This is a genomic window from Pseudomonas oryzihabitans (assembly GCF_007665395.1).
GTDB lineage: Bacteria > Pseudomonadota > Gammaproteobacteria > Pseudomonadales > Pseudomonadaceae > Chryseomonas > Chryseomonas psychrotolerans_C.
Map to the genome: position 1 here is coordinate 641,448 of NZ_VDND01000001.1, position 22,212 is coordinate 663,659.

Genomic DNA, 22,212 nt, shown 5'->3' on the forward strand with positions numbered 1-22,212 from the left:
CGATTCGCGACTGCCCCGCCGCCGCCGGGCGGGGCCAGTTTCCACCAGAGGTTACAGCGCGATCCCGGCCGCCTTGGCGCGGGCCGCGTGCAGCTTGCGATAGCTGTCGATCAGCCGCAGGTGCTTGTCGAGGCCATCCAGCTGGAGGCTGGTGGGCGTCAGGCCGTGGAAGCGAACCTCGCCCGACACCGACCCCAGGGCGGCGTCCAGCCGTTCGTTGCCGAACATCCGGCGGAAGTTGACCTCGAAGTCGGCCAGTTCCAGTTCGTCGTCCAGCTCGACTTCCAGCACCGCATTGAGCGCCTGGTAGAACAGGCCGCGCTCCAGGGTGTTGTCGTTGAACTGGAGGAAGGTCTCCACCTCTTCCTTGGCCTCTTCGAACTGCCGCAGCGCCAGGTGGATGAGCAGCTTGAGTTCCAGCACGGTGAGCTGGCCCCAGACGGTGTTCTCGTCGAACTCCACGCCGATCAGGGTGGCGATGCGGGTGTAGTCGTCCACCTGGGTGTCGTCCAGGCGTTCGAGCAGGGATTCCAGCGTCGCGTCGTCCAGGCGGTGCAGATTGAGGATGTCCGCGCGCACCGGCAGGGCCTTGTTGGTGTTGTCCCAGATCAGGTCCTCGACCGGATAGATCTCCGAATAGCCCGGCACCAGGATGCGGCAGGCCGGCGCGCCCAGCTCCTCGTACACCGCCATGTAGGCCTCCAGCTCCCCCTCGGCGAGGATGCCGAACAGGGTGGCGGCCTCCTGAGCGGTGGCGTCTTCGCCCTCGCTGGAGAAATCCCAGTCGACGAATTCATGGTCGGCCCGGGCGCTGAAGAAGCGCCAGGAGACCAGGCCGCTGGAGTCGATGAAATGCTCGACGAAGTTGTTCGGCTCCATCAGCGCCTGGCTCTCGAAGGTCGGCTGCGGCAGGTCGTTGAGGCCTTCGAAGCTACGGCCCTGCAGCAGCTCGGTGAGGCTACGCTCCAGGGCGATCTCCAGGCGCGGATGGGCACCGAAGGAGGCGAACACGCCGCCCGTGCGCGGATTCATCAGGGTCACACACATCACCGGGAATTCACCGCCCAGGGAAGCGTCCTTGACCAGCACCGGGAAACCCTGGGCCTCCAGGCCGCGGATGCCCTCGACGATGGCGGGATAGCGGGCCAGTACCTCCTCAGGAACATCCGGCAACGCCAGCTCGCCTTCGAGGATCTCGCGCTTCACCGCCCGCTCGAAGATCTCCGACAGGCACTGCACCTGGGCTTCGGCCAGGGTGTTGCCGGCGCTCATGCCGTTGCTCAGGTAGAGGTTCTCGATCAGGTTCGAGGGGAAGTACACCACCTCGCCGTCGGACTGGCGCACGAAGGGCAAGGAGCAGATGCCGCGGGCCGGGTTGCCGGAGTTGGTGTCGTACAGGTGCGAGGCACGCAGCTCGCCTTCCGGGTCGTAGATCTTCCGGCAGTAGCGGTCGAGGATCTCCCGGGGTAGCGCATCCTTGGGGCCCGGCTGGAACCAGCGCTCGGCGGGATGGTGGACGAAGGCGGCGTTGCCGATGGCCTCGCCCCAGTACTGGTCGTTGTAGAAGAAGTTGCAGTTGAGCCGCTCGATGAATTCGCCCAGCGCCGAGGCCAGGGCCGCTTCCTTGGTCGCGCCCTTGCCATTGGTGAAGCACAGCGCCGACTGCACATCGCGCAGGTGCAGCGACCAGACGTTGGGCACGATGTTGCGCCAGGAGGCGATCTCCACCTTCATGCCCAGCGTGGCAAGGATGCCGGAGAGCTTGGCGATGGTCTCTTCCAGCGGGCGATCCTTGCCGGGGATGTACGTCTGGCTGCCGGTAGCGCTGGGCAGCAACAGCGCCTGGGCATCGGCGTCCAGATTCTCCACCGCCTCGATGATGAAGTCGGGGCCGGCCTGCACCGCCTTCTTCACGGTGCAGCGATCGATGGATCTGAGGATGCCCTGGCGGTCCTTGTCGGAGAGATCGGCGGGCAGCTCGACCTGGATCTTGAAGGTCTGCTTGTAGCGATTCTCCGGGTCAACGATGTTGCTCTGCGCCAGGCGGATGTTGTCGGTGGGGATGTCGCGGGTCTGGCAGTAGAGCTTGACGAAATAGGCCGCGCAGAGCGCCGAGGACGCCAGGAAATAGTCGAAGGGTCCCGGGGCCGAGCCATCGCCCTTGTAGCGGATCGGTTGATCGGCGATCACCGAGAAGTCGTCGAACTTGGCCTCGAGCCTCAGGTTGTCGAGAAAATTGACCTTGATTTCCATGCACGGCATTCCGGTGTAAAGACAGAGTGGCCGCCATTATCCGGACAAAGGACCGCCGGTGATACGTAGCCCGTCGAATCGCGCCTGCCGCGGGCGGCTCGTACCGGCCCTCTCCTACGGAAGAGACCCGCAGGGCCTTCACCCCGAGCGTGCCACCCACGCGCGCCGTGCAGCAGCCGGCGTATGGCAAGCGCCCTGACCTGGCAGCCTCCTGCCGCCAGTATCCGGCGCTCTGCGCCTTGGCTGCCGGGCCGCCTCAGGAGGCGATGGTCGAGCCGCTGTCCATCTGGGTGTCGAGGTTATCGCCGTCGCCGCGGTAATCCTGATGCTGGCCGTCCAGGTACACATAGCCGTGGTCGAGGAAGTAGTCCCACTCGTCCTGGCGGTAGTCGAAGATGCTCTGGTCCGCCGGCGCGTCGCGCTGGGCGTAGCTGTAGAGGTAGTCGTCGAGGAACTGGTAGCGCTGCAGGCCATCCCGGGTCAGCACGCCATCCCCGTCGAGCTGCTTGAACAAGTCCGCCAGGCCGCTGCGGTAGTCGTCGAGCTGCTTGTTGTACTTGATGTCCTGGACGATGGCGAAGGGCAAGGTGGCCACTGTCAGCGCCGCCGAGACCCAGAACATCGGCCCTACCGCGGCGCGGGCGAAGGCCAGCCCCTTGAGCGCGCCGAAGGCAGCTGCACCGCCACCGATGCCGAAGGAACCCGCCGCCACGGTGACCGCACCCTGGGCGATGGTCGCCCCGTCGTTGCGCTGCAGGCCGCCCTTGATCATCAACGCTCCGAGGGCGACATCCGCCGCACCGACGAAGGTATTGGCACCGGCATCCAGCACGCGGAGGAACGCCGACAGGCTGCGCGTGCCGAGGTTGGCGCCCTTGATTGTCGGATTCTTCACGTACTCGCCCTGCATGCCCTTGAGCACCTCGTCCTTGCCGGCGTCGTCCAGGTCGAGCAGGCGGTTGAGCTTGCGCTCGCCATCCGTGGATGCCCCGTCCAGCAATCCCCGCACCTGCTCGGCGAAGGCGCTCCAGCTGGGTTCGGCCCGCGCGGGCGCCTTGCCCTTGGCCTGGTCCTTGCCGAAGATGTCCGGCAGCGACTTGTCCAGGGCCAGCACCCGGTTGAGGTCGGTGCCGTTGAGGGCGTCGATGACGTGGGTGCCGAGGTTGACGAAATGCTGGCTGGCACCGAAGAAGGACACCAGTTCCTTGGCGATGGCCAGGCGCTCCTCGGGGCTGCCACCCAGCTTGCCACCCGCCATCTGGTAGATGCCCGAGGCGAGCGAAATCAGGCCGCCGGTGCTGCCCAGCACGCCGTTCTTGTTCAGCTCGGCGATGGTCGTGAGCATCCCGCCGTGGGTCTTCTCGTTGAGCGCGGTGTAGACGTCGCTCTTCATCAGCTGGTCGATGTCGGACTGCCTGATCTCGCCGTTGCGGGTATAGCGATCGCCCAACTGCTGCAGGGCCTTACCGAAATCCTTGGCGGTCCGCTTGTCGCCCAGCAGCTCCTCGACGAACTTGTCCAGGCTCTCCGCGGTGCGCCGCGGCAGGTCCACCCCGGCCTTCTTCAGGGCGGTCAGCACGGTCTTGACGGTGTCCTGGGTCGCCAGGGCGACGTTGTCGTCGGTCAACCGGCTCGGATCGGCCAGCAGGCCATCCAGGTCGAGCATCAGGGTGTCCATCTGCACCTGCTGGGCGAAGCGCGCCGCCTGCGCCGGGTCCACGCTGGCCAGGGCCGCGTAGGTCTCGCGCATGTCGGCCTCGGCCAGGTCACCCTGCCCGTCCTGCTGCAACTGGGCGAGATGCTGGACATAGCCTTCGCTGAACGCCATGTCCTCGAGTTTCCCGACGACCTCGTCCTTATTGGGCAAGGCCGCCAGGGCCGACTGCTGGGCGCTGGCGAAGTCTCGCTGCACGCTGTCGCTGGCGAACAGACCGGTCAACTGCCGGTCGAGCGTGCGGCCGTCGATGATCGAGCGGAAATCCTCGCCCTGGGTCTTCGCGGTCCCCTGGCCCTGGCTGATGTCCAGCGTCACCATGTCCAGGCCGCTCTCCAGCATGCCCTGGGCGCGCAGGGCCCGGAACAGCTTGGCGCGATCGTCATCGGCCTTGATCGAGCCATCGGCGATACCCTTTTTCCAGCCCTCCACCGCCTTCTGCCAGGTCAGCTCCCCGACGGTCAGGGTCCGCTGCCGGTCGTTGGGATCCTGCTCCGTGGTATTCAGCGCCCGCACATCGACCTCGCCGGTGGTGGGCAACCGGCTGTCCCGCCGGGCAGCGTCGATCTGCGCGGCGCCATGGACCCGGCCCTCGTACTGGGCGACCAGGCGCTCATACAGCTCCGGACTGAGTTCGCGGGAGACCATCACCTTGCGCAGGCCACCTGCACCATCCGGGATCTCCGCGCGGATGAAGCCCTCGCCCACCTCACCCTCCGGGCCTATCGTCGCGCCCTCGATTTCCTGGGTGGTCAGGTAATCGCCGGGATGCAGCGTGGCATAGCCCTCCTGCTCCTGTTCATTGGCCTTCACCATCACCTCGGTGTAGGTCGAAAGGCGTGCATAGGCCTGGGGACTCAGCGCCTCGGACACCGCCACCCGCTCGCCGGCGAAGGTCTCGTAGGTGATGAGGCCGTCGGCGCGCACGAGGCGCGCGATGTCGCCATAGGGGGGCGCGTCGCCGTCGCGTTGCAGCAGCCCGAAGCCTTCCCCCTGGGCCTGGTCCAGGCGTTCACGCCTGGCCGGGTCGCTGACGATGCGCTGCAACCCCGCGAGGTAGTCGAACAGGCCGGGATTGTCGTCGCGGTGCACCACGACCTTGCCGTCGCCATTGTCGTAGCGGATCAGGCCCGGCCCCGCTTCATCGACCGGGCCGACCTGGATGCCACTGTAGGGCGGCCAGGTCTCGTTGTCGGACGCGCGTCTATAGCCCTGCCGCTCGCTGCCCTGGATGCCGTCCAGCGCTGCCTGGTAACCCTCCAGCGCCTGGAACAGCGACGGATTGTCCGCCTTGGTGACCACCGTCCGGTGCCCCTCGGCGTCCTCGACGCTCAGCACGTCCGGGCCCAGCCTGTCGACCTGGCGCACCTCTCGGAGACTGGCCGGAGGGCCATCCGCAGCCGTCGCCCGCCGGTCACCCCGGGCCATGGCCTGGTTCAGCGCCTCCAGGCTTGCCCGGTCGCGCCTGACCTGCTCGAACAAGGTCGGGGCCGTGGAGCGCAGCACCAGCACCTTCTCGCCTCGCTGCGTTTCGTAGCGGATGGTATCGGCAGCGACTTCGCCCGGCCGGCCGATGGCCCGGTAGTCACCAAGCGCTGGCGCGTGATCCTCGGCAGCGGCGGGCCGATATTCCCCGTGGCCCTCGGCAGTGCCCTGCTTGCGTTGGCTACCCAGCAAAAGGCTGTCGAAACGCTCGCGGGAGGGCGGGACACTCGCGGTTTTGTAATCCTGGACGGTGGTCATTGTCGTACTCCCTGGGAGGCGCGCAAAAGGACCCGGACTTCAGTGACGACGACGCCACTCCAGGTTCATGGCCGCGGCAGCGGGTGCTGCCGTGGGACAAGATGGCGGTGCACGGGCAAGCATCCTGGGTTCGAGGGTGCCTACGCCTTGCGGCGGCGGGCTCGCTGGCCTGCCGGCCACCTGGATCGATGGCCACGCGGGAGGGTCGCTTGCCGTGCCCGAGTGGAGGACTATGGCGCCGCCGGGTGACAGTCCTGTTGCAGCGAGCCGGCGGCCTGGGGACGCCAACGCGCCACCCGCGGCGATGGAAGGCGACATCCGCCAAAGGACTGAAACGAAGCGGTTGACCAGTTAGACATAGTATGACCATATGGTCTGAATGATTCGTAAGCCCGTGTGTCCGCCACTAGGCCCTCTCACTCGATGACTTCATGAAGACAATCCTGGTCGTGCTGTTCGACGATGTACTGTTGTTGGATGTCGTGGGGCCCATCGAGGTGTTTTCGCTGGCCAATCGCTTCCTGGCGGAAGACCAGCACTACCGCATCAGTACCGTTAGCGAGCGGCAGGGCAGTATCACCGCCAGCAATGGCATGCGGATCCAGACGGACTGGTGCCTGGACGACGCCCCCACCAGCGGTCACTACCTGCTCATTCCCGGTGGGCCGGGCGCCTACCAGCAGGCCCCGCCGGAACGCCTGCAGGCCTGGCTCCGGCGAACCGCTGCCGAGGTCGCGGTGCTGGGCTCCATCTGCACCGGCGCCTTCGTCCTGGCGCAGGCCGGACTGCTCGACGGCTACCGCGTCACCACCCATTGGAATTACACCGAACGGCTGGCCCAGCGGTACCCCGCCCTGTCGGTGGAAGCCGACCACATCGTGTTGCGCGACCGCGCCTTCATCAGCTCCGGCGGTATCACCGCCGGCATCGACCTGGCGTTGACCCTGGTCGCCGAGACCCACGGTCAGCGCATCGCCACCGAGGTGGCCAAGACCATGGTGGTCAGCCTGCCGCGGCAGACCAACCAGCGCCTGTTCAGCCCGCTGATCCAGCAGCATGGAGCGGCCTCGCCCGCGGTGAGCGCTGCCTACGACGCCATGGTCGAGCGGTTGCACGAGCCCCTGACCATCGAGCGTCTGGCCTCCGCCGCCGCCATGAGCGCCCGGCACTTCGCCCGCGTTTTCGTGCGGGAAACCGGGCTGACGCCCATGGAGTACCTGAAACGGGTGCGGATCGACCATGCCCGTACCCAGCTGGAGAGCACCACCCTGCCGCTGAAGGCGATTGCCCACGGCGCAGGCTTCGGCACGGTGCGCACCATGCGCCAGGCCTTCATCGAAAAACTCGGCGTTTCGCCGAACCAGTATCGGAAGCAGTTCACTTAATCGGCGATATGACCGTCTGGCGTACGTCCGTGGCCGGATCGCTACCCATTTGTAACTCACAGGACACATCTGGTGATAGATCATAGGGTTAGCCCCTTAGCCAAAGGTCGTAGCCGTCGCTAGACGCCCTTGGCAGGGGCGATCCGTGCAGACGCGGGAACCACAGACAAGACGGCGAAGCATCGCCGCTGCAGAACAAAGGTTCTCCGAAAAAATCAGGTACGAGCCAGGGGCCTTGCCACTGCCTTTCGCTGTCGGGACCAGGGCTCAGTCAGGCAAAGGGGTGATTCATGCTAGACACGATAGGTGCTTACGGCCTCCGTCATGAAGAGACCGAAGATTCAGTCGTCAATCTGTCAGCCGAGGCAACGGGATGGGCGTTCGGCCCCTTCCTGCTGCTGCCGCAGCGCCAGCAATTGCTCAAGGACAACGTGCCGATCCCCTTGGGCGGACGGGCCATGGAACTGTTGGGCGCCATGGTCGCCCAGGCCGGGGTCCTGCTGTCGAAACAGGAGCTCCTGACCCGCGCCTGGCCGAACGCCTTCGTCGAGGAGTGCAACCTGCGCGCCCAGATGGTCGCCATCCGCCGCCTGCTGGCGGAGCATGATCCCGGCACGGATTACATCGTCACCGTACCGGGTCGCGGCTATCGCTTCGTGATACCCGTCGCGGCCTGCACCCTCGAGTCCGACGCGCGCGAGGTCATGCCGGCGCTGGGCGGCGGCACCGAGCTGTTCGGCATCGACAGCCTGCTCGCCCGGCTGCTCGGCACCCTGGCCAGGCAACGCCTGCTGACGCTGAGCGGACCGGCCGGCGCGGGCAAGACGGTGGTGGCCCAGGCGCTGGGACGCGCGCTGAGCGATTCGCTCGGCGGCCGTGTCTACCTGGTCGACGTCAGCGAGACCGCGGACGCCGAGGTGCCCGCCCGCCTCGCCCTGCGCGCCCCGGGCACCACGCCCGGCGCCACCCTGCAGGAGCTGCTGGCCCGGACCCAGGAGGATTTCCTGCTGATCCTGGATGGTTGCGACCAGGTGCTGGGCAGCCTGGCGTTGTTCGTCGAGCGCTTGCTGGAACAGTGCCCGCTGGCGAAGGTCGTGGTGACCTCGCGTGAACCCCTCGGCGCCCTGGGCGAGGTCATCGAGCGGATTCCGCCCCTGGGGTTTCCCGAGCAGGCCACGCCGGAGCGGCTGTGCTGGGCCGACTACCCGGCCCTGGCGCTGTTCGAGCGACGGGTGCGCGCCGTCGATGCCAGCTTTCAGCTGGACGAGCGCAACCTGGCGCTGGTACGCGACCTCTGTGCGCGTCTGCATGGCAACCCGCTGGCGCTGGAACTGGCCGCGGCCCGGGTACCCAGCTTCGGCCTGGAGCGGCTGCTCACCCTGCTGGACACGGATTTCCGCCTCGACATGCGCGGACGGCGGACCGCCATCGGCCGCCATCGCTCCCTGCAGGCGGCGCTGGACTGGACCTACGATCGCCTGGGCGACCAGGAGCGGGCGATCCTGAACCAGCTGGCCCTGCATGGCCGTCCCCTGCCGCTGGAGGCCTTGACCACTAGCCTGCCCCAGGTCGATAGCCTCGGCGGCGACCTGCTGCTGTGCATCGAGAGCCTGATCGAAAAATCCTGGCTGATCACCGACAACGTCGATGGCAGCCATCGCTATCGGCTGGATAGCACCGTCCGCGCCTTCGTCCTGCGCCAGGTCCGGCAACGGCTGGATGAGCCCCTGGGCGTGGTGGCGCCGGTCACCGGTATCGCGCTGCGCTCACGCATCCTGACCGGCTATGCCAATACCGGCCCTACTTCCTACCGGGTCGAGGCCTGGCCGCTGTCCTGAGCAGCCCGACCCTGCGCCCCGGGCCCGCCGCGCGGGCCCGGTAGCGCGCGGCGTCCTAGACCAGCCGCGCACCGGCGCCGCCACCCCCGCGGGTCGGACGCTCCGGCTGCTTATCCTGCTCCTCCTCGGCCTTGGCCTTGGCCGCCGCTTCTTCGGGCGAGACGTAGTCCTTGTGCAGCGTGCCATCCAGGCGATTGCTGGAGCTGCCGCCCTGCTGCGGCGTGTCCTTGAAATGCTCGAATTCACTGGACTGGTAGCGGAACAGACTGTCGTCGTCCGGCGTATCGCGGCCACCGTAGTGGTGGATCTCGTAGCGGGCGTACTCCAGCTTCTCCGCCCAATCCGCCTGCATCAGACCGTCCTTGGCCAGCTCCTTGTACCAGTCGCCCTCGCCGTCGGTGGCCTTCTGCTTCTTGTTGTGGTTGATGAAGATGCCGGCGATGGCGGCGATGCCGCCGAGGATCAGCGCCCCCAGGAACAGCGGGCCGGTGAGCGCCGATGCCGCGCCGACGCTGCCGAACAGCCCGGCGATGCCGATGCCGCCGGCAGCCATGCCCATGGTGCCGCTGACCACCTGCAAGGAACCCATGGCGATGCCGGCCTTGTCGTTGCTCGCCACGCTGGACTTGAGCGAGAAGGCGCCCAGGACGATGTCCGCCACGCCGCCGACACCGTCGCTCAGCGCGCCCAGGGTCTTCAGCGCGGAACCGGCGATCCGGGTCCCGGTGGAACTCTTCACCGGTGCAATCTTCGAGCTGTTGGCGAGGTCGTCCATCAGCCCCTGGATGCCCTTGGCATCGTTGCCGCCGGCCGCACCACTGCCACTGCCGGTAGCCGGCACGGCGGGGGCCGCTGGCGGGGTCGCCTCGCTGAGCACCCGATCGGCGATCGCATTGCCGTCCCGACGCAGTTCGTCCGCCACCCCGGTGGTCACCTCAGGCAGCTCCGGGACATAGAGGGGTACCGAGGAAATCTGCGGCGGCTTGTCCCAGGTCGGAATCCAGGACGCGCCGAGGTTTTCCTTGAGCGTCTTGCTGACCCCCAGCGCATCGGCCACGCCATTCTTGCCCAGTACCGACAGCCCCTGGTCGAACAGCTTGGCGAACTGCGGCCCCATGCTGAGGAAGTTGATGAAGTCACGGGCCACCCCGAGACGCGCCAGCGGATCGCTGGCCAGCGCCTCACCGCCCTTGGTCAGGGTATAGATACCCGACACCAGGCTCAGGGCGCCGGAGAAGGAACCGAGGATGCCGGCGTTGTTGAGGGTCCCGAGGAAACCGGCGATCTTGCCGCGATCTTCCAGGGGGACATAGGGCTTCTGTACCGCCTTGCTGATGTCGTCGGCGGTAACCATCTCGCCGTTCTTGAACTTGGTCTGCAGTTCCTCGATGGCCTTGGTCACCTCGGTGAGCTTGGCGTCGCCGGCGAATTCCTTGATGAAGCCGTCGATGGAGTTGTAGGTCTGCCGGCTGATGCCGGCCGAGGAACTGAGGATGCTCTTGATCAGGGTGAAGAGATCGCCGGCGGCCTTGTTCTTCACCGACTGCTCGATCTTGCTGGGATCGTCCACCAGCTCGTTGAGATCGCTGGTCAGGGCGTTGACCTGCAGCCGCTGGGCCGCCTTCTTGCCCTCCTCCGGGTCGAGCACGTTGAGCGCCGCCAGCATCCGGTTGACGTCCTGGCTGGCTTCGTTCTGCCGTCCCTGCCCCTTGAGGTCGTCGAGGTAGTGGGTGTAGGCGTCGCTGTTGAGGGTATCGATCAGGTTCTGCTTGATCTTGTCCTTGTCGGGGATCCGTTCGAGGGCGCCATTGAGTTTGTCGGCGTAATCCTTCTGGATGGTCGGGTCGTCGAACAGCGCCGTGAGGCGCTCCTGCAGCTTGGGTCCGTCGATGAAATCATGCATGTCCGCCGAGGTGAGCTGGGTCTGCTTGTCGTCGGACTCGCGCCAGGTGGTGTTGAAGGGGCGCGTCGCCTCCTCGTAGCCGGTGACCCCACGGCCGTTCTGGTACGCCGCCTGGGCCTCCAGCGCGCGGACCAGTTGGGCGCGCGGATCGTCCTTGCCGATGCTGCCGTCCTCCACGCCCTTCTTGTAGCCATCGATCAGGTCCTTGGTGGCCAGCTCCTGGACATTGAGCTCAGGGGCGTTGTCGCCGTCGCCATGCTGGCCGGTCCCCATGGCGAGGATGTCCAGCTCGCTCTCCGGCTTGAGCTCGTACTTGGCCCGGGTATCGTCCACCGGCTTGGCGCTCATGGCGTCCCAGCGATCCAGGACTTCCTGGTAGAGCTGGGGACTCAGATCCCGCGAGACGATCACCTTGCCCTGGTCGGGCGTTTCATAGCGGATGAGGCCGTCGGTGAGTTCGTCCGGCGGGCCGATCGTCCAGGAATCGCCCTTCATGAAGTCGTTGGGGCCGGCCAGTTTGTAGCCGTCCTGCTCGCTCTCGTGGATCTTGTCCCAACTCAGCTTGTCCGCCTTGACCCGCGCGAAGAGTTCAGGGGTCAGGTCACGGGAGACCACCACGTTCTGGCCATCGTGGGTCTGGTAGCTGAGGACGTTGCCCTCCTCCCCCACCTGCCAATGAAATTCCTTATAGTCGTTGAGCTTGGGCGCGGTGGCATCCTGGCTGGCCAGGGTGGCACCGCCATCGAGGGCGCCCTGGATGGCGCTGGAACGCCCAGGGTCCGCCTCGATGGTCCGCATGCCCTCGAGGTAGGCGTAGAGCGCGGGATTGGTATGGGGGTCCACCACCACCTTATCGTCGCCATGCCGGTAGCTGAGGGTGCCACCCTTGCCCGGGGCCTCGATGTTGGTACCGACGTAGGGCGGCGGCACGTCGTCCGCCGCGGCGGCGCGATAGCCTTCCGCCTGGCGCTGGTTGACCTCGGCGAGTGCCTGGTAGGCCTTCTTCGCCGCGGCGTAGGCCTCCGGGTTCTCGCGCTCGGCGATCACCACCTTGTGCCCGTCCTGGGTTTCGTAGCGGATCACCCCGGGGCCGGTTTCGTCCGGCGGCCCGATGTTCAGGTAGTTGTCCGCGGCTTCCGGGGCCCGCTCGCTCCCCGCGCGCTCATAGCCCTGGGCCACGCTGCCGTCGAGCGCGGCGAGGGTCTCGAGATCGGCCTTGACCTGCTTGGCGAGTTCGGGGCTGCGCGCGACGTCCACCAACACCTTGCCCTCGGGGGTGCTGTAGGCCAGCAGGCGATCGCTCAGGCGCTCGGGGACCCCGGCATAGCCGGCCAGCGCAGCCGGTGCCTGCCCATCGGCATCGGCCAGGCTATAGCCCTCCGCCAGCCGCGCCTGCACGGTGGGCAGCGCCTTGGCATCGGCCAGTACCTGCTCGTAGAGGTCGGGATTGGTGGAACGGGCCACCAGCACCCGCTCGCCGTCGGCGGTGACATAGACGACCGTATCGGCGCCCTGAGCCCCGGGCTTGCCGATGCTCGCGTAGTCGCTCAGCGCCGGCGCCTTGTCACCCGGTCCGGCCGCCCGTGGCGGGGTGGTGCCGCTGTTCTTCAGGGCACGCAGGAACACCCCCTGCTTGGCACTGGGGGCGTCGGCGGTCGGCGCGGCGGGACGATCGGTCTTGCTGGAGACGGGTGAGGTCGACATTTCGGGAATCCTTCAAGGCGACGGTGGGGACGAGGTGGCCTCCTCCAGTCTAGGAAGCGGCCGTGGCGCTCAGGGTTAAATGGCTGCGAAATGTTGTGAAATCACCGAGTTGTGACGGGATTCGTGGCGCTGCTAGATCAAGCCTGCCTGGACCAGCAGGTCGGCCACTTCCTGGAAGGTCGCCTCGGGAATGGGCTCGCCCGCCACGCTGCGGCGGGTGATGCGCGCCGCCAGGTCGCCCACCGCGACGATCGGCAGCGCCGCCGCCCGCGCCTGCTGGCGCAGTGCCTGGGCACCCTCGCCCTGGGCGGAACAGACCACCACCGGCACCGGTGTCTCGCCCCGGCGATAGCGCAGGCCCACCACCTCACCACCGGCGCCTTCCAGTACCAGGGTGGCCGCCGCCAGCCCGGTACGGCGACTGGTGAGGGTCTGGGTCTCGCGCCGCAGGCGCTGGCGCTCCTGGCGGATCGCCGGATCGCCTTCGAGATCCTTGCGCTCGCGCTTCTGTTCGCTGCGCGTCATGCGCTGGTCACGGCGGAACAGCCAGCGTTGCAGCAGGATGTCCGCCAAGCCCAACGCCAGGTAGACGACGATCAGGATGACGGCCAGCGGCTTGAGGACGGCGATGAAGGTGGCGTCGACGCAGCCGAGGCCGCACCGCGACGACTCCAGCAGCGCCTGCAGGCCCAGCCGGCCGACGACATAGAAGGCCAGCGACAGCACCCCGACCTTGACCAGGCCCTTGAGGAACTCCACGAGGTTGCGCAGGGCGAACAGCCGCTTGAGGCCCTCGACCGGATTGATGCGGGAAAACTGCGGCCTGAGCGGCTCCAGGGAGAACACCGGTCCACGGGTGATGAGCCAGTTGGTGAGGATCACCGTGACCACTACCAGGGCGAACAGCGGCAGGCAGCCCTGGAGGATCAGGCCCTGGGCATCACCCAGCAGGCGCGGCGCCACCTCGGCGAAGGGCTGCACATAGAGGTCGGCGACCTGCTCGAAGAAGGCCCGTAGCCGACCGACGAAGCGCGGGACCAGCACCAGCAGCGCGAGGCTGGCGCTGAGCAGCACCACGGCGGAGACCATGTCCTGGCTACGCGCGGTCTGGCCCTTGCGGCGCCCTTCGCGCAGCTTGCGGTCCGAGGCGGGCTGGGACTTCTCTTCAGAGGTATCGGCCACCCCTCAGCCCTCCGCGCCGGCGAGGGTCTTGAGCAACTCCACGGTGCCGCGGAATTCCGCCAGCTGGTCGAGCATGAGCGGGACCAGGTAGACGCAGTACAGCACCATGATGACCGCGAAGATCAGGTTCTTGACCGCCAGCGACAGGTCGAAGATGTGCATGTTGGGCGCCATGCGGGCGAGAAAGGCCAGCATCAGGTCGGCGATCAGCAGGGCGATCACCAGCGGCGCCACCATCAGCAATCCGCTCCGCATGACCTGGTCGAGCACCGCGAGCAAGCCTTCCAGGGCCGGCGCCACCACCACCGGGGTGAAGGCGGTGGCCGGCCAGAAGCGGTAGCTGTCGTAGTAGCCGCCGACCATGAGCATGAAGCCGCCGGACAGGAAGAACAGGGTGATCAGGGCGACCGACAGCAACGTCGAGGAGATCCCGGTCTCACCGGACTGCGCCGGGTCCACCAGCTGCGCCATGGTCGAACCCCGCTGCAGGTCGACCAGCTCGCCGGCCACCTCCGCCGCCCAGAACGGAATGCCGAACAGCAGGCCGACGGTGACGCCGATCAGCAGCTCCTTCACCAGCAGGCCCATGATCAGCCAGCCCGAGTAGTCGGCCAGCGCGGCGAGGCCCTGCTGCACCGGCAGCATCATGGGGACCGCGATCACCACGGCGACGCTGGTACGCAACAGCCCGGTCAGGCCGAGCCGGTTGAAGGCCGGCGTCACCAGCACCAGGCCAGTGGCGCGACTCGCGGCCAGCGCCACGCCCTGCAGCAGCGGGACGACCTGCTCCAGCACATCGGGCGCCAGGGCGAAATCCATCTAGCGCGTCCAGGCCGGGAAGTTGTTCAGCACCTCGTCCGCCAGGCCCATGACCTGCCCCGCTAGCAGCGGACCGAGGAAGATGACCACCAGCAGCACGGCCACCAGCTTGACGCCTTGCGGCAGGGTCTGGTCCTGCACCTGGGTCAGCGCCTGCAGCAGCCCCACCCCGAGGCCGATGACGATGGCCACCAGCAGCGCCGGTGCCGACAACAGCAGGACCGTGAGCAAGGCGTGCTGCATGAGGCCCTGGAACAGCGCCTGGTTCATGGATCAGCTCCCATAGCTGAGGATGAGGCCGTGCATCAGTCGCGACCAGCCACTCAGGGCCACGAACAGGAAGATCTTCAGCGGGATGGATATCAGCGTCGGCGACACCATCATCATCCCCATGGCCATCAGCACGTTGGCCACCAGCAGATCGATGACCAGGAAGGGCAGGTAGAGCAGAAAGCCGATCTCGAAGGCGCGGGTCAGCTCGGAGCTGACGAAGGCCGGCACCAGGATCACCAGGTCGTCTTCCTTGAGATCCTGGCGGGCGGCCGCAGGCCAGACCGCTTCGGTGGCCTGCAGGAAGAATTGCCGCTCGCCCGGATTGGCGAAGCGACCCAGGTGCTCCTGCAGGGGGGTGCGCAGGGTGGCTCCCAGCTCCTTGAGCTGCTCCACCCGTTCCAGCTCCAGCGGGCGGTCGGCCACCGCGCCATAGAGTTGCGTCATCAGCGGGGTGGTGACATAGACCGAGAGGATCAGCGCCAGGCCGTAGAGCACCAGGTTGGGGGGCGTCTGCTGAACGCCGAGGGCGTTACGGATCAGGAACAGCACCACGGAGATCTTGAGGAAGCCGGTCAGGGTCACCACCGCCAGGGGTATCAACCCGATGGTGGCGACGACCAGGATGATCTCGACCAGATTGGGCTGGTAGCCGGTCATGCGCGCTCCACCCGCAACAGCCGCACGCCCAGCCCTTCCCCAAGCTTGATCAGTTCGCCCAGAGCCAGGCGCCGGCCATTGAGCAGCAACTCCACCTGGCCGGGCGGATTGGCGTTCAGCGGCAGCACGCTGCCCTCGCCCAGGCCACGCAGGTCGGCCAGCGTCAGCCGCAGCTGGCCGACCTGGCAAATCAGTTCCAGGGGCAGCTCATCCAGGGTCGCATCGAGTTCGGAGTCGAGCATGGGCGGTGTTCTCGCAAGGTCAAGGGATCCAAGGGGTTCGCTAAGCAGCCAGCCGGCGTCGCTCAGGCGTACCCGCGCGCCAAGCCGGTCGCCGATCACCAGACGGGCGCCGTCGGGCGCGGGCGTCTCCAGCAGCACCACGTCACCGGGCTGCAAGGCGCGGCACTCGGCGACGGTCAGCCACTGGCGACCCGCCTCGACCCGGGCCTGAAGCGGCACACCGGCGAAAGCCGGCGTGTCGGACGCGGGCAGACGCTCCAGATAGCGCCTCAGGCAGGCCGCGGCCTCGGGACCGAAGGCGCAATCGGCGACGGTGACCTGCTCCCCGGCCAGGATCCCCAGCGCCAGGCGATAGGCGGGTGGCTCTCCCGGCGCCGTCACCAGGGCGACCGGCCGTTCGAGGGCCGCGCCGAGGGCGTCCAGCCAGGGCGCCAGGCGCAGGTTCAGCAGGAGCGTCCGCGCCCGCGGGGGCAAGGCCAGGGTCGCCGCCAGGTCGGCGGGGGCCAGCCGCGCCGCCAGCCACGCCTCCGGCAGGCGGATCCGAGCGCCCTCTCCGGCGATAGCCACGTTCAGGCACAGCAGGCGGGCAGCCGCCGGTGGCTCCGCCCAGGGCCATTGCAACACGACGTCGCCCACCGCCAGGCGGCCGGGCCGGTGCAGCCGATTGTGCAGCCGCCAGTCACACGCGGGTGGCCATTCGGGCAGGGCCAACTCGGTCAGGGGCATCGCGACCTCTCCACAGCCTCGTTCATCCGTTCCTCCCGCCGCTGCAGCTCCGCCCGCTGCGCCGCCGCCAGGGGCTCGCCGAGGGCGTCCAGCCGGCGTTGCTGGCGGAGCAGCTCCCGCCGCAGGTGGTGTTCCTCTTGGCGTTCCTGCACCAGCTGGGCTTCCAGGGCTGCGCAGCGGGCGGCCAGGGTCTCGGCCGCTCGGCGATGCTCTGCCTGCCGATGGCGTTCGCGAGTACCCTGGGCCGGCCCTGCGCCGTCCTGCGCCAGGGCGTCGAGAAAGGCCGCGCGCGCCGCCCGTCCGGCCTCGGCCTGGGCATCCTCGGCCCTTCGCGCCTGGTGCAACGCCTGCTCGGCCAGGCGCACGCGCTCGACCTGGGCCGCCCTGGCCGCCAGGGCCCGGCGCTGCCGTAACTCACGCAGCCGGTGAAGATCCGCAAGACCGGACTTCATGCCAGCACCTGCGCCAGCTGCCGCCAGGTAGCCGCCGGCGTGCTCGGCTCCTCGGCGCGCTGTTGCAGAAAGGCCTCGATCGCCGCACGCCGGGCGATGGCCTCATCGCTCAGGGCGTCGCTACCAGGGCTGTAGTCACCGGTGGCGAGCACCAGTTCCAGGTCGGCATGGCGTGCCAGCAGCGCGCGGATCCGACTGGCCTGGGCGCTCTGCTGGGGCGTGACCACCCGCTCCATGAGGCGGCTACGACTGCGCAGGATGTCGATGGCGGGGAAGTGATTGCGTTGCGCGAGGGTGGCGCTGAGCACCAGGTGGCCATCGAGCAGGGAGCGTACTTCCTCGGCGATCGGATCGAGATCGGCCTCGCCTTCGGTCAGCACGCTGTACAGCGCGGTCACGCTGCCGGACGCGGTGGCCCCGGCGCGCTCCAGCAAGGCCGGCAGGCTGGCGAAACAGGACGGCGGATAGCCGCGCCGGGTGGGCGGCTCGCCGGCCGCCAGCCCCAGCTCGCGCTGCGCCCGGGCGAAGCGGGTCAGGCTGTCGATCAGCAGCAGGACGTGGCGGCCCTGGGCGCGATGGTATTCCGCCTGGGCGGTAGCCATCAGGGCGGCACGCACCCGTTCCGCGGCCGGCCGCTCGGCGGTGGCCACCACGGCGATCGTCCGCGCCCGACTGGTGGCATCCAGCTGGCCTTCGATGAAGTCCCGTACCTCACGCCCGCGCTCACCGATCAGGCCGATCACCAGCACGTCCGCCTGGCAATGCCGCATCACGCTGCCCAGCAGCGACGACTTGCCCACCCCGGGCTCGCCGAAGATCCCGAGCCGCTGGCCCTGGGCGACGCTCAGCAGGCCATCGATCGCCCGTACGCCGAGGCTCAGGGGGCGCTCCAGGGGCTCCCGGGCAAAGGGCGCCGGCGGCGCGGCGCGCAACGGCCAGCGACTGAGCGCCGTGGCGGCAATGGCAGGGCCACCGTCGAGGGGCGCGCCGAAGGCGTCCACCACCCGCCCGAGCAAGGCTTCGCCCACCGCGACCTCCTGGGCCCGACCGGTGCGGCGGACCGCCGTGTGCCGCGACAGCCCCTCGAGACTGCCCGCGGGCGCCAGCAGCGCCTGGGCGCCGTCCAGCCCCACCACCTCGGCCGGCAATGGCGCAGCGCGGTGGGGATCGAGCAATTCGCATTGGTCGCCGACCCGGGCGCCGGGCAGGCTAGCCTGGATCACCAGGCCCCGCACCCCGAGCAGCCGTCCGAGCAGCGGCCGCGGCTGGGCCTGGTGCAGCCGTTGGGACAGCCGTGGCAGGATGGCCTGGAGGTCATCGGTCATCGCCGGCCTCCGCGGGTCGCAAGGCCTGGCGCAGGGCCGCCCACTGGGCGTCCAGGGTGACCTCGACGCAGGCCGCCGGACTGCACAGCCGCGCGCGACCCGCCGCCAGCTCGTCGTCGACCTGCAGCCGCAGCGGTAGATCGGCGAGCGCCTCGGCGATCGCGGGGGTGAAGCTCTCGCGGGCCAGGTAAAGCACCAGCTCCTGCTCGTCGTGAAAGGCGGTCAAGGCCCGCCGCGTCGCGCCACGCAGCCGGTCGGCGAAGGGCCAGTCCGCCACCACCTGCTGCGCAGTGCCGACGGCCAGCTCGGCCAGGGCGGGCTCGAGACCAGCCAGGTACGCCTGCACGCGGCGCTTCAGCTCAGCCAGGTGCCCGACCGCCTCGCGCTCGGCAGCGCGGCGACCCTCCGCCAAGCCCTCCTCATAGGCCAGGGCGCGCGCGGCCTCGGTGATCGCCTGCTGCTCGGCCAGCATCCGGCGTGCCGCCTCCAGCAGCGCGAAGCCATCGCGCCAGGCGTCGGCTTCGGCAGCGCAAATCACCCGCGCCGTGGGTTGCCGGGGCAAGTCAGACATCACCGCCCTCCTCGCCCAACCGGCGGAACAGCTCGGCATCACCATCCTGAGCGCCGGCCACGGGAAGCGCCAACCCGAGCCGCACCCAGGCCATGACCGGCGGTGGGAGGCTGGCGAGCCAGGCGTCGAGACAGGCGGCCCCCTCCGTCCGCACCGCCTCGATCACCCGGGTGGCGGGCAGCGGTGGCCGTGCGTCCGGGGGTGCGGGATGGCGCCGCGCGAAGCCCAGGGCATCGGCGCCCAGCTCGGCCTCGAACACCCGGCGATACTCGCCGCGAACCTCGGCGTTGAGCGCGCTCGCCTGGCGTACCGCACCGCAGCGCAGGGCCACGCGCTGCAGTCCCGCGGCGCCGCTGCGGAGCAAGGCGATATCGCCACTCGCCAGGGCGCCGCCTGCCCAGGCCGGCAGGTCATGGATCTCGGCGATGACCGCTGCCGCCTCGGTGCACCAACGCGCCTGCCGCAGCACGCGCGCCTCCGCCACGGCCAGCGCGCCGGGAAAACAGGCGGCGAGGAAGGCATCGTCGAACAGCTCCAGCGGATCGAAGGCCGCGGCCGGTGCCGGCATCATTCGCGGGACTCCAGGCTGTAGACGACCGGTGCCGCGGGCCGCGACCGGCGCCGTCCCAGGCTCCAGGCCAGGGCCGCGGCGAGACCGAGCACCAGTAGCAGGGCACCGCTGGCCAGGGTTCGCGCCCACGGCAGGCTGGACGCCGTCAATTGCAGCCCGAGGAACGGCTGGAGGAGCGGCGCCGTACTCGGCGGCGGCTCCACGGCCTCGATGGCCGTCACCGAGACGTTTTCGTAGGTGAGACCGGCGATCCCCTTCGCCACCAGCGTCTTGATCTGCGGCAGCAGCAGGCCGATGTCGGTGCCCTTGCCATAGCGCACCAGGACCGAGGCCGACGACGGCGAGATCACCCGCTTGAGCAGGTCGTTGTCCGGCAGCACCACGTGGACCCGCGCCGAGCGGATGCCGTCGATCTCGGAAAGGCTATGGGCCAGCTCCTGGCTCAAGGCATAGATCATCTGCGCCCGCTCCTGCATCGGCGAGGACACCAGGCCATTGTTCTTGAACACCTGGCCGAGGTTGTCGAAGCGCGACTCGGGCAACCCCGCCTCGTTGAGGATATGGACCGCCTCGGCCAAGCGGGCTTCGTCGACCCTCAGGGTGACCTTGCCGTCATCCTGGGCCTGCCGCTCGACGGCGATGCCGGCGCGCAGCAGCGCGGCGGCCATGGTGTTGGCCTCGCGCTCGCTGAGGTCGGTGTAGAGCGTGGTACCGCCGCAGCCATGCAGCGCCAGGCAGAGCAACAGCAGACTTCTACGCAACCAGGCGGTACTCATGCGTCATTGCCCTCGCATCAGGGTGTTGGCCGAACCCGACACCTGGGTCGCGCCGCGGACCACCATCTGGGTCTCGATGGCGTAGTCGAACAGGCGGCTGAGGTTGCCCACCAGCTGGCCGACGTCAGCCGCCGGCTGTTGCCGGGGTGACGCCTGGGGCGCGACCGCCGCCGGCGCCTGCTCGCCGGCATGGGCCTGGCTGGCGAAGGCATGGGAGCGGTCGAGAAAGCCATCCAGGCGCTGCAGCAGACGCTCGCCGAGCTGGGCATCGGGCGCGGGTGCGGCCGCCGCCCGTTGCGCCAGCTGCTCGAACAGGTTCTGGGCGTGCAGGGTTTCCGGCGCCATCGCGGGCGCCGGAGCGACCGCCGGGGCGGCCACCGCGGGCAGGCTCATGCTGACCTCCTACTCTTCATCGTCCGAGGACATGGCTTCCTGGAAGATCTCCTGCGCCCTGGGCATGATGATGAACTGCCCGCCGATGCTCACGGCGTTGCTGATCAGCTCATCCTGCAACTGGGCGTCGGAGGTCTGGCTCTTGGCCGAGTCGACGGCGGCCTCGAAACGCTGGGTGGTGTCGACCGGAACGTCGCTGGCACCTACGGGGGTCACGGACATGGGGAACTCCTGGTTCAGGGGGACGAAGCGGCGCGGACCGGGACGGTTTCTTCCCGCGCCGCGCCACGGAATACCCGCACGCCACCCCGGGACGGCTCCCGGGTGGCGATGACGGGCGGGATCTCCAGCCGCTGCCGGAGCCATTCGACGAAGGCCGGCGAGCCGGAAGCGAGGATGCCGCCGGCTCCGGGCAAGGCCCGCACGGCCAGGGGATTACCGGAAACGCCATAGGCATCCAGGCGCTCCTGCACCTGCGCCACCGCCAGGCCGCCGGTGGCGATACGCTGTTGCTGGTTACGCGCGGCCGGCGTCACGTGCAGCGTGTTGCCGTCGTAGAACCAGGCGAGCCGCGCGCTCCGGGCCAGGGCGTCGAGGAATTCGCCGGCGGTCGCCGCCTCCAGCCGCGCCGGGGCCTGGCCCTCGATGGTCGCATCCACGTCCAGCGGTAGCCCGAGGTTGCGGCCGAAGGCCTCCAGCACCTCCTGCAGCGGCTGGTCCACCACCACGTAGGGATAGGGTTGCGGCCACCAGGCCGGCTCGACCCGCGCCTGGGCCGGCAAGGCCAGGAGCAGGACGAGGCAGGCTGACAGCCAGGCCCCTGGCACCGTGATTCGACGCCCGCGCCTGTCCCACGACGGACGCGCTGCAGCTACACTGGCGCTCCTCGTCCACCGCCAAGAGGCTGTCCGGTGCCCAGTCGTCGCGCTTTCGCTCTCGCTCTGCCCTTGCTGCTCGCGGCTTGCAGCCATACCCCGCGGGATGACGAACAGACTCGTCTTACCCAGCTGGCCGATGACGTCGCCCAGCGCGGCGACAACGCCACGGCGGCGGCGCTCTACCAGCGGGCCAGTCAGCTGCCCGGGGCGAATGCCGATCTCTGGCGCCGCCTCGGCGACATCCGCCTGGCCAGCGATGACCTTTCGGGCGCCGCGGCGGCCTATCGCCAGGCCCTGAGCCTGGCGCCGGACGATGCGCGCAGCCAGCTCGGCCAGGGCACCCTGTATCTGCGCGAGGGCCAGGCGGCACTGGCCGTGCCCCTGCTGGAGCAGGCGGCGCAGGCCTTGGACGACGGCAGCAGCTGGAGCCGGCTGGGCCTCGCCCGGCTGTTCGCCGGCGACGCCACGGGAGGCCAGGCCGCCCTGGGCAAGGCCCTCGCCCGCGAACCCGACAATGCCGATATCCGCGGCAACCTGGCCCTGGCCTACGCTGTCGCCGAGGACCCCGGCAAGGCGCTGCAGACCCTCGGCGATCTCGGGCAACAGGCCGACGCCCTGCCCCGGCAGCAGCGCAATGCCCTGATGGTGCTGGTCCTGGCCGGCCAGGAGGCCCGCGCCGAGCAGGTCCCCCTGGGCGCCCGGGATGCCGCGCAGCGAACGCAGCTGCTGCACCAGGCCCAGCGCATCGCGGGGCTGCCCAATCCCCAGGCGCGGATCACGGCGCTGGGCCTGCTGGAACCCTGAGTT

19 protein-coding genes are annotated in these 22,212 nt (G+C 68.8%); 3 read left to right on the forward strand and 16 right to left on the reverse strand.

All coding sequences use genetic code 11. The features are described 5' to 3' along the window. Positions 1 to 51: 51 nt before the first annotated feature. Together FSV73_RS02950 and FSV73_RS02955 are read right to left on the reverse strand one after the other, a co-directional pair. On the reverse strand, positions 52 to 2,253 hold the full coding sequence (locus tag FSV73_RS02950) for an OsmC domain/YcaO domain-containing protein (protein ID WP_145003582.1): 2,202 nt from the start codon (positions 2,251 to 2,253) through the stop codon (positions 52 to 54). 256 nt (positions 2,254 to 2,509) lie between these two features. Next, positions 2,510 to 5,710 (reverse strand): hypothetical protein, encoded by a 3,201-nt coding sequence (locus FSV73_RS02955; protein ID WP_145003584.1) that lies wholly within the window; start codon positions 5,708 to 5,710, stop codon positions 2,510 to 2,512. A 431-nt stretch (positions 5,711 to 6,141) separates the two neighbouring features. On the opposite strand from FSV73_RS02955, the gene FSV73_RS02960 reads away from it, so the two are divergent. Continuing rightward, a complete protein-coding gene (locus FSV73_RS02960; RefSeq protein ID WP_145003587.1) occupies positions 6,142 to 7,095 on the forward strand; it encodes a GlxA family transcriptional regulator in 954 nt (317 codons plus the stop codon). Between the two features lie 290 nt (positions 7,096 to 7,385). Continuing rightward, on the forward strand, positions 7,386 to 8,933 hold the full coding sequence (locus tag FSV73_RS02965) for an ATP-binding protein (protein ID WP_145003590.1): 1,548 nt from the start codon (positions 7,386 to 7,388) through the stop codon (positions 8,931 to 8,933). Between the two features lie 55 nt (positions 8,934 to 8,988). Here the strand turns inward: FSV73_RS02965 and FSV73_RS02970 are convergent, their stop codons facing one another. The 14 genes from FSV73_RS02970 to FSV73_RS03035 form a co-directional block, all read right to left on the reverse strand. Then, a complete protein-coding gene (locus FSV73_RS02970) occupies positions 8,989 to 12,540 on the reverse strand; it encodes a hypothetical protein (protein WP_145003593.1) in 3,552 nt (1,183 codons plus the stop codon). A 132-nt stretch (positions 12,541 to 12,672) separates the two neighbouring features. Beyond that, the gene (locus FSV73_RS02975; protein ID WP_145003596.1) at positions 12,673 to 13,722 is read right to left on the reverse strand and encodes an EscU/YscU/HrcU family type III secretion system export apparatus switch protein; all 1,050 of its coding nucleotides are present in this window, start codon (positions 13,720 to 13,722) and stop codon (positions 12,673 to 12,675) included. A gap of 3 nt (positions 13,723 to 13,725) precedes the next feature. After that, positions 13,726 to 14,541, reverse strand: coding sequence for a type III secretion system export apparatus subunit SctT (gene sctT / locus FSV73_RS02980; RefSeq protein ID WP_145003599.1), 816 nt, complete (start codon positions 14,539 to 14,541; stop codon positions 13,726 to 13,728). Beyond that, on the reverse strand, positions 14,542 to 14,811 hold the full coding sequence (locus tag FSV73_RS02985; protein WP_115946921.1) for an EscS/YscS/HrcS family type III secretion system export apparatus protein: 270 nt from the start codon (positions 14,809 to 14,811) through the stop codon (positions 14,542 to 14,544). 3 nt (positions 14,812 to 14,814) lie between these two features. Next, the gene (gene sctR / locus FSV73_RS02990; RefSeq protein WP_145003602.1) at positions 14,815 to 15,471 is read right to left on the reverse strand and encodes a type III secretion system export apparatus subunit SctR; all 657 of its coding nucleotides are present in this window, start codon (positions 15,469 to 15,471) and stop codon (positions 14,815 to 14,817) included. Further along, complete coding sequence (sctQ, locus tag FSV73_RS02995; RefSeq protein WP_145003605.1) at positions 15,468 to 16,439, reverse strand: type III secretion system cytoplasmic ring protein SctQ; 972 nt, start codon at positions 16,437 to 16,439, stop codon at positions 15,468 to 15,470. The genes sctR and sctQ overlap by 4 nt, the downstream gene beginning before the upstream one ends. Then, a complete protein-coding gene (locus FSV73_RS03000; protein ID WP_145003607.1) occupies positions 16,430 to 16,891 on the reverse strand; it encodes a hypothetical protein in 462 nt (153 codons plus the stop codon). Before FSV73_RS03000 ends, sctQ begins: the two co-directional genes overlap by 10 nt. Then, positions 16,888 to 18,216 carry a FliI/YscN family ATPase gene (locus FSV73_RS03005; protein WP_145003610.1) on the reverse strand — a complete coding sequence of 443 codons (1,329 nt, stop codon included), beginning with the start codon at positions 18,214 to 18,216 and terminating at the stop codon, positions 16,888 to 16,890. Before FSV73_RS03005 ends, FSV73_RS03000 begins: the two co-directional genes overlap by 4 nt. Next, on the reverse strand, positions 18,206 to 18,787 hold the full coding sequence (locus tag FSV73_RS03010; protein WP_145003613.1) for an HrpE/YscL family type III secretion apparatus protein: 582 nt from the start codon (positions 18,785 to 18,787) through the stop codon (positions 18,206 to 18,208). The genes FSV73_RS03005 and FSV73_RS03010 overlap by 11 nt, the downstream gene beginning before the upstream one ends. Then, on the reverse strand, positions 18,780 to 19,358 hold the full coding sequence (locus tag FSV73_RS03015; RefSeq protein ID WP_145003616.1) for a hypothetical protein: 579 nt from the start codon (positions 19,356 to 19,358) through the stop codon (positions 18,780 to 18,782). Before FSV73_RS03015 ends, FSV73_RS03010 begins: the two co-directional genes overlap by 8 nt. Further along, positions 19,355 to 20,134 (reverse strand): type III secretion system inner membrane ring lipoprotein SctJ, encoded by a 780-nt coding sequence (gene sctJ, locus FSV73_RS03020; RefSeq protein WP_145003619.1) that lies wholly within the window; start codon positions 20,132 to 20,134, stop codon positions 19,355 to 19,357. The genes FSV73_RS03015 and sctJ overlap by 4 nt, the downstream gene beginning before the upstream one ends. Before the next feature lie 3 nt (positions 20,135 to 20,137). Beyond that, complete coding sequence (locus FSV73_RS03025; protein WP_260856013.1) at positions 20,138 to 20,527, reverse strand: hypothetical protein; 390 nt, start codon at positions 20,525 to 20,527, stop codon at positions 20,138 to 20,140. 9 nt (positions 20,528 to 20,536) lie between these two features. After that, positions 20,537 to 20,749 carry a hypothetical protein gene (locus FSV73_RS03030; protein WP_145003622.1) on the reverse strand — a complete coding sequence of 71 codons (213 nt, stop codon included), beginning with the start codon at positions 20,747 to 20,749 and terminating at the stop codon, positions 20,537 to 20,539. 14 nt (positions 20,750 to 20,763) lie between these two features. Further along, positions 20,764 to 21,354, reverse strand: a complete 591-nt coding sequence (locus FSV73_RS03035) for a hypothetical protein (protein ID WP_145003625.1) — start codon at positions 21,352 to 21,354, stop codon at positions 20,764 to 20,766. Between the two features lie 84 nt (positions 21,355 to 21,438). On the opposite strand from FSV73_RS03035, the gene FSV73_RS03040 reads away from it, so the two are divergent. Beyond that, positions 21,439 to 22,209, forward strand: coding sequence for a tetratricopeptide repeat protein (locus tag FSV73_RS03040; RefSeq protein ID WP_145003628.1), 771 nt, complete (start codon positions 21,439 to 21,441; stop codon positions 22,207 to 22,209). Positions 22,210 to 22,212 lie beyond the last annotated feature (3 nt).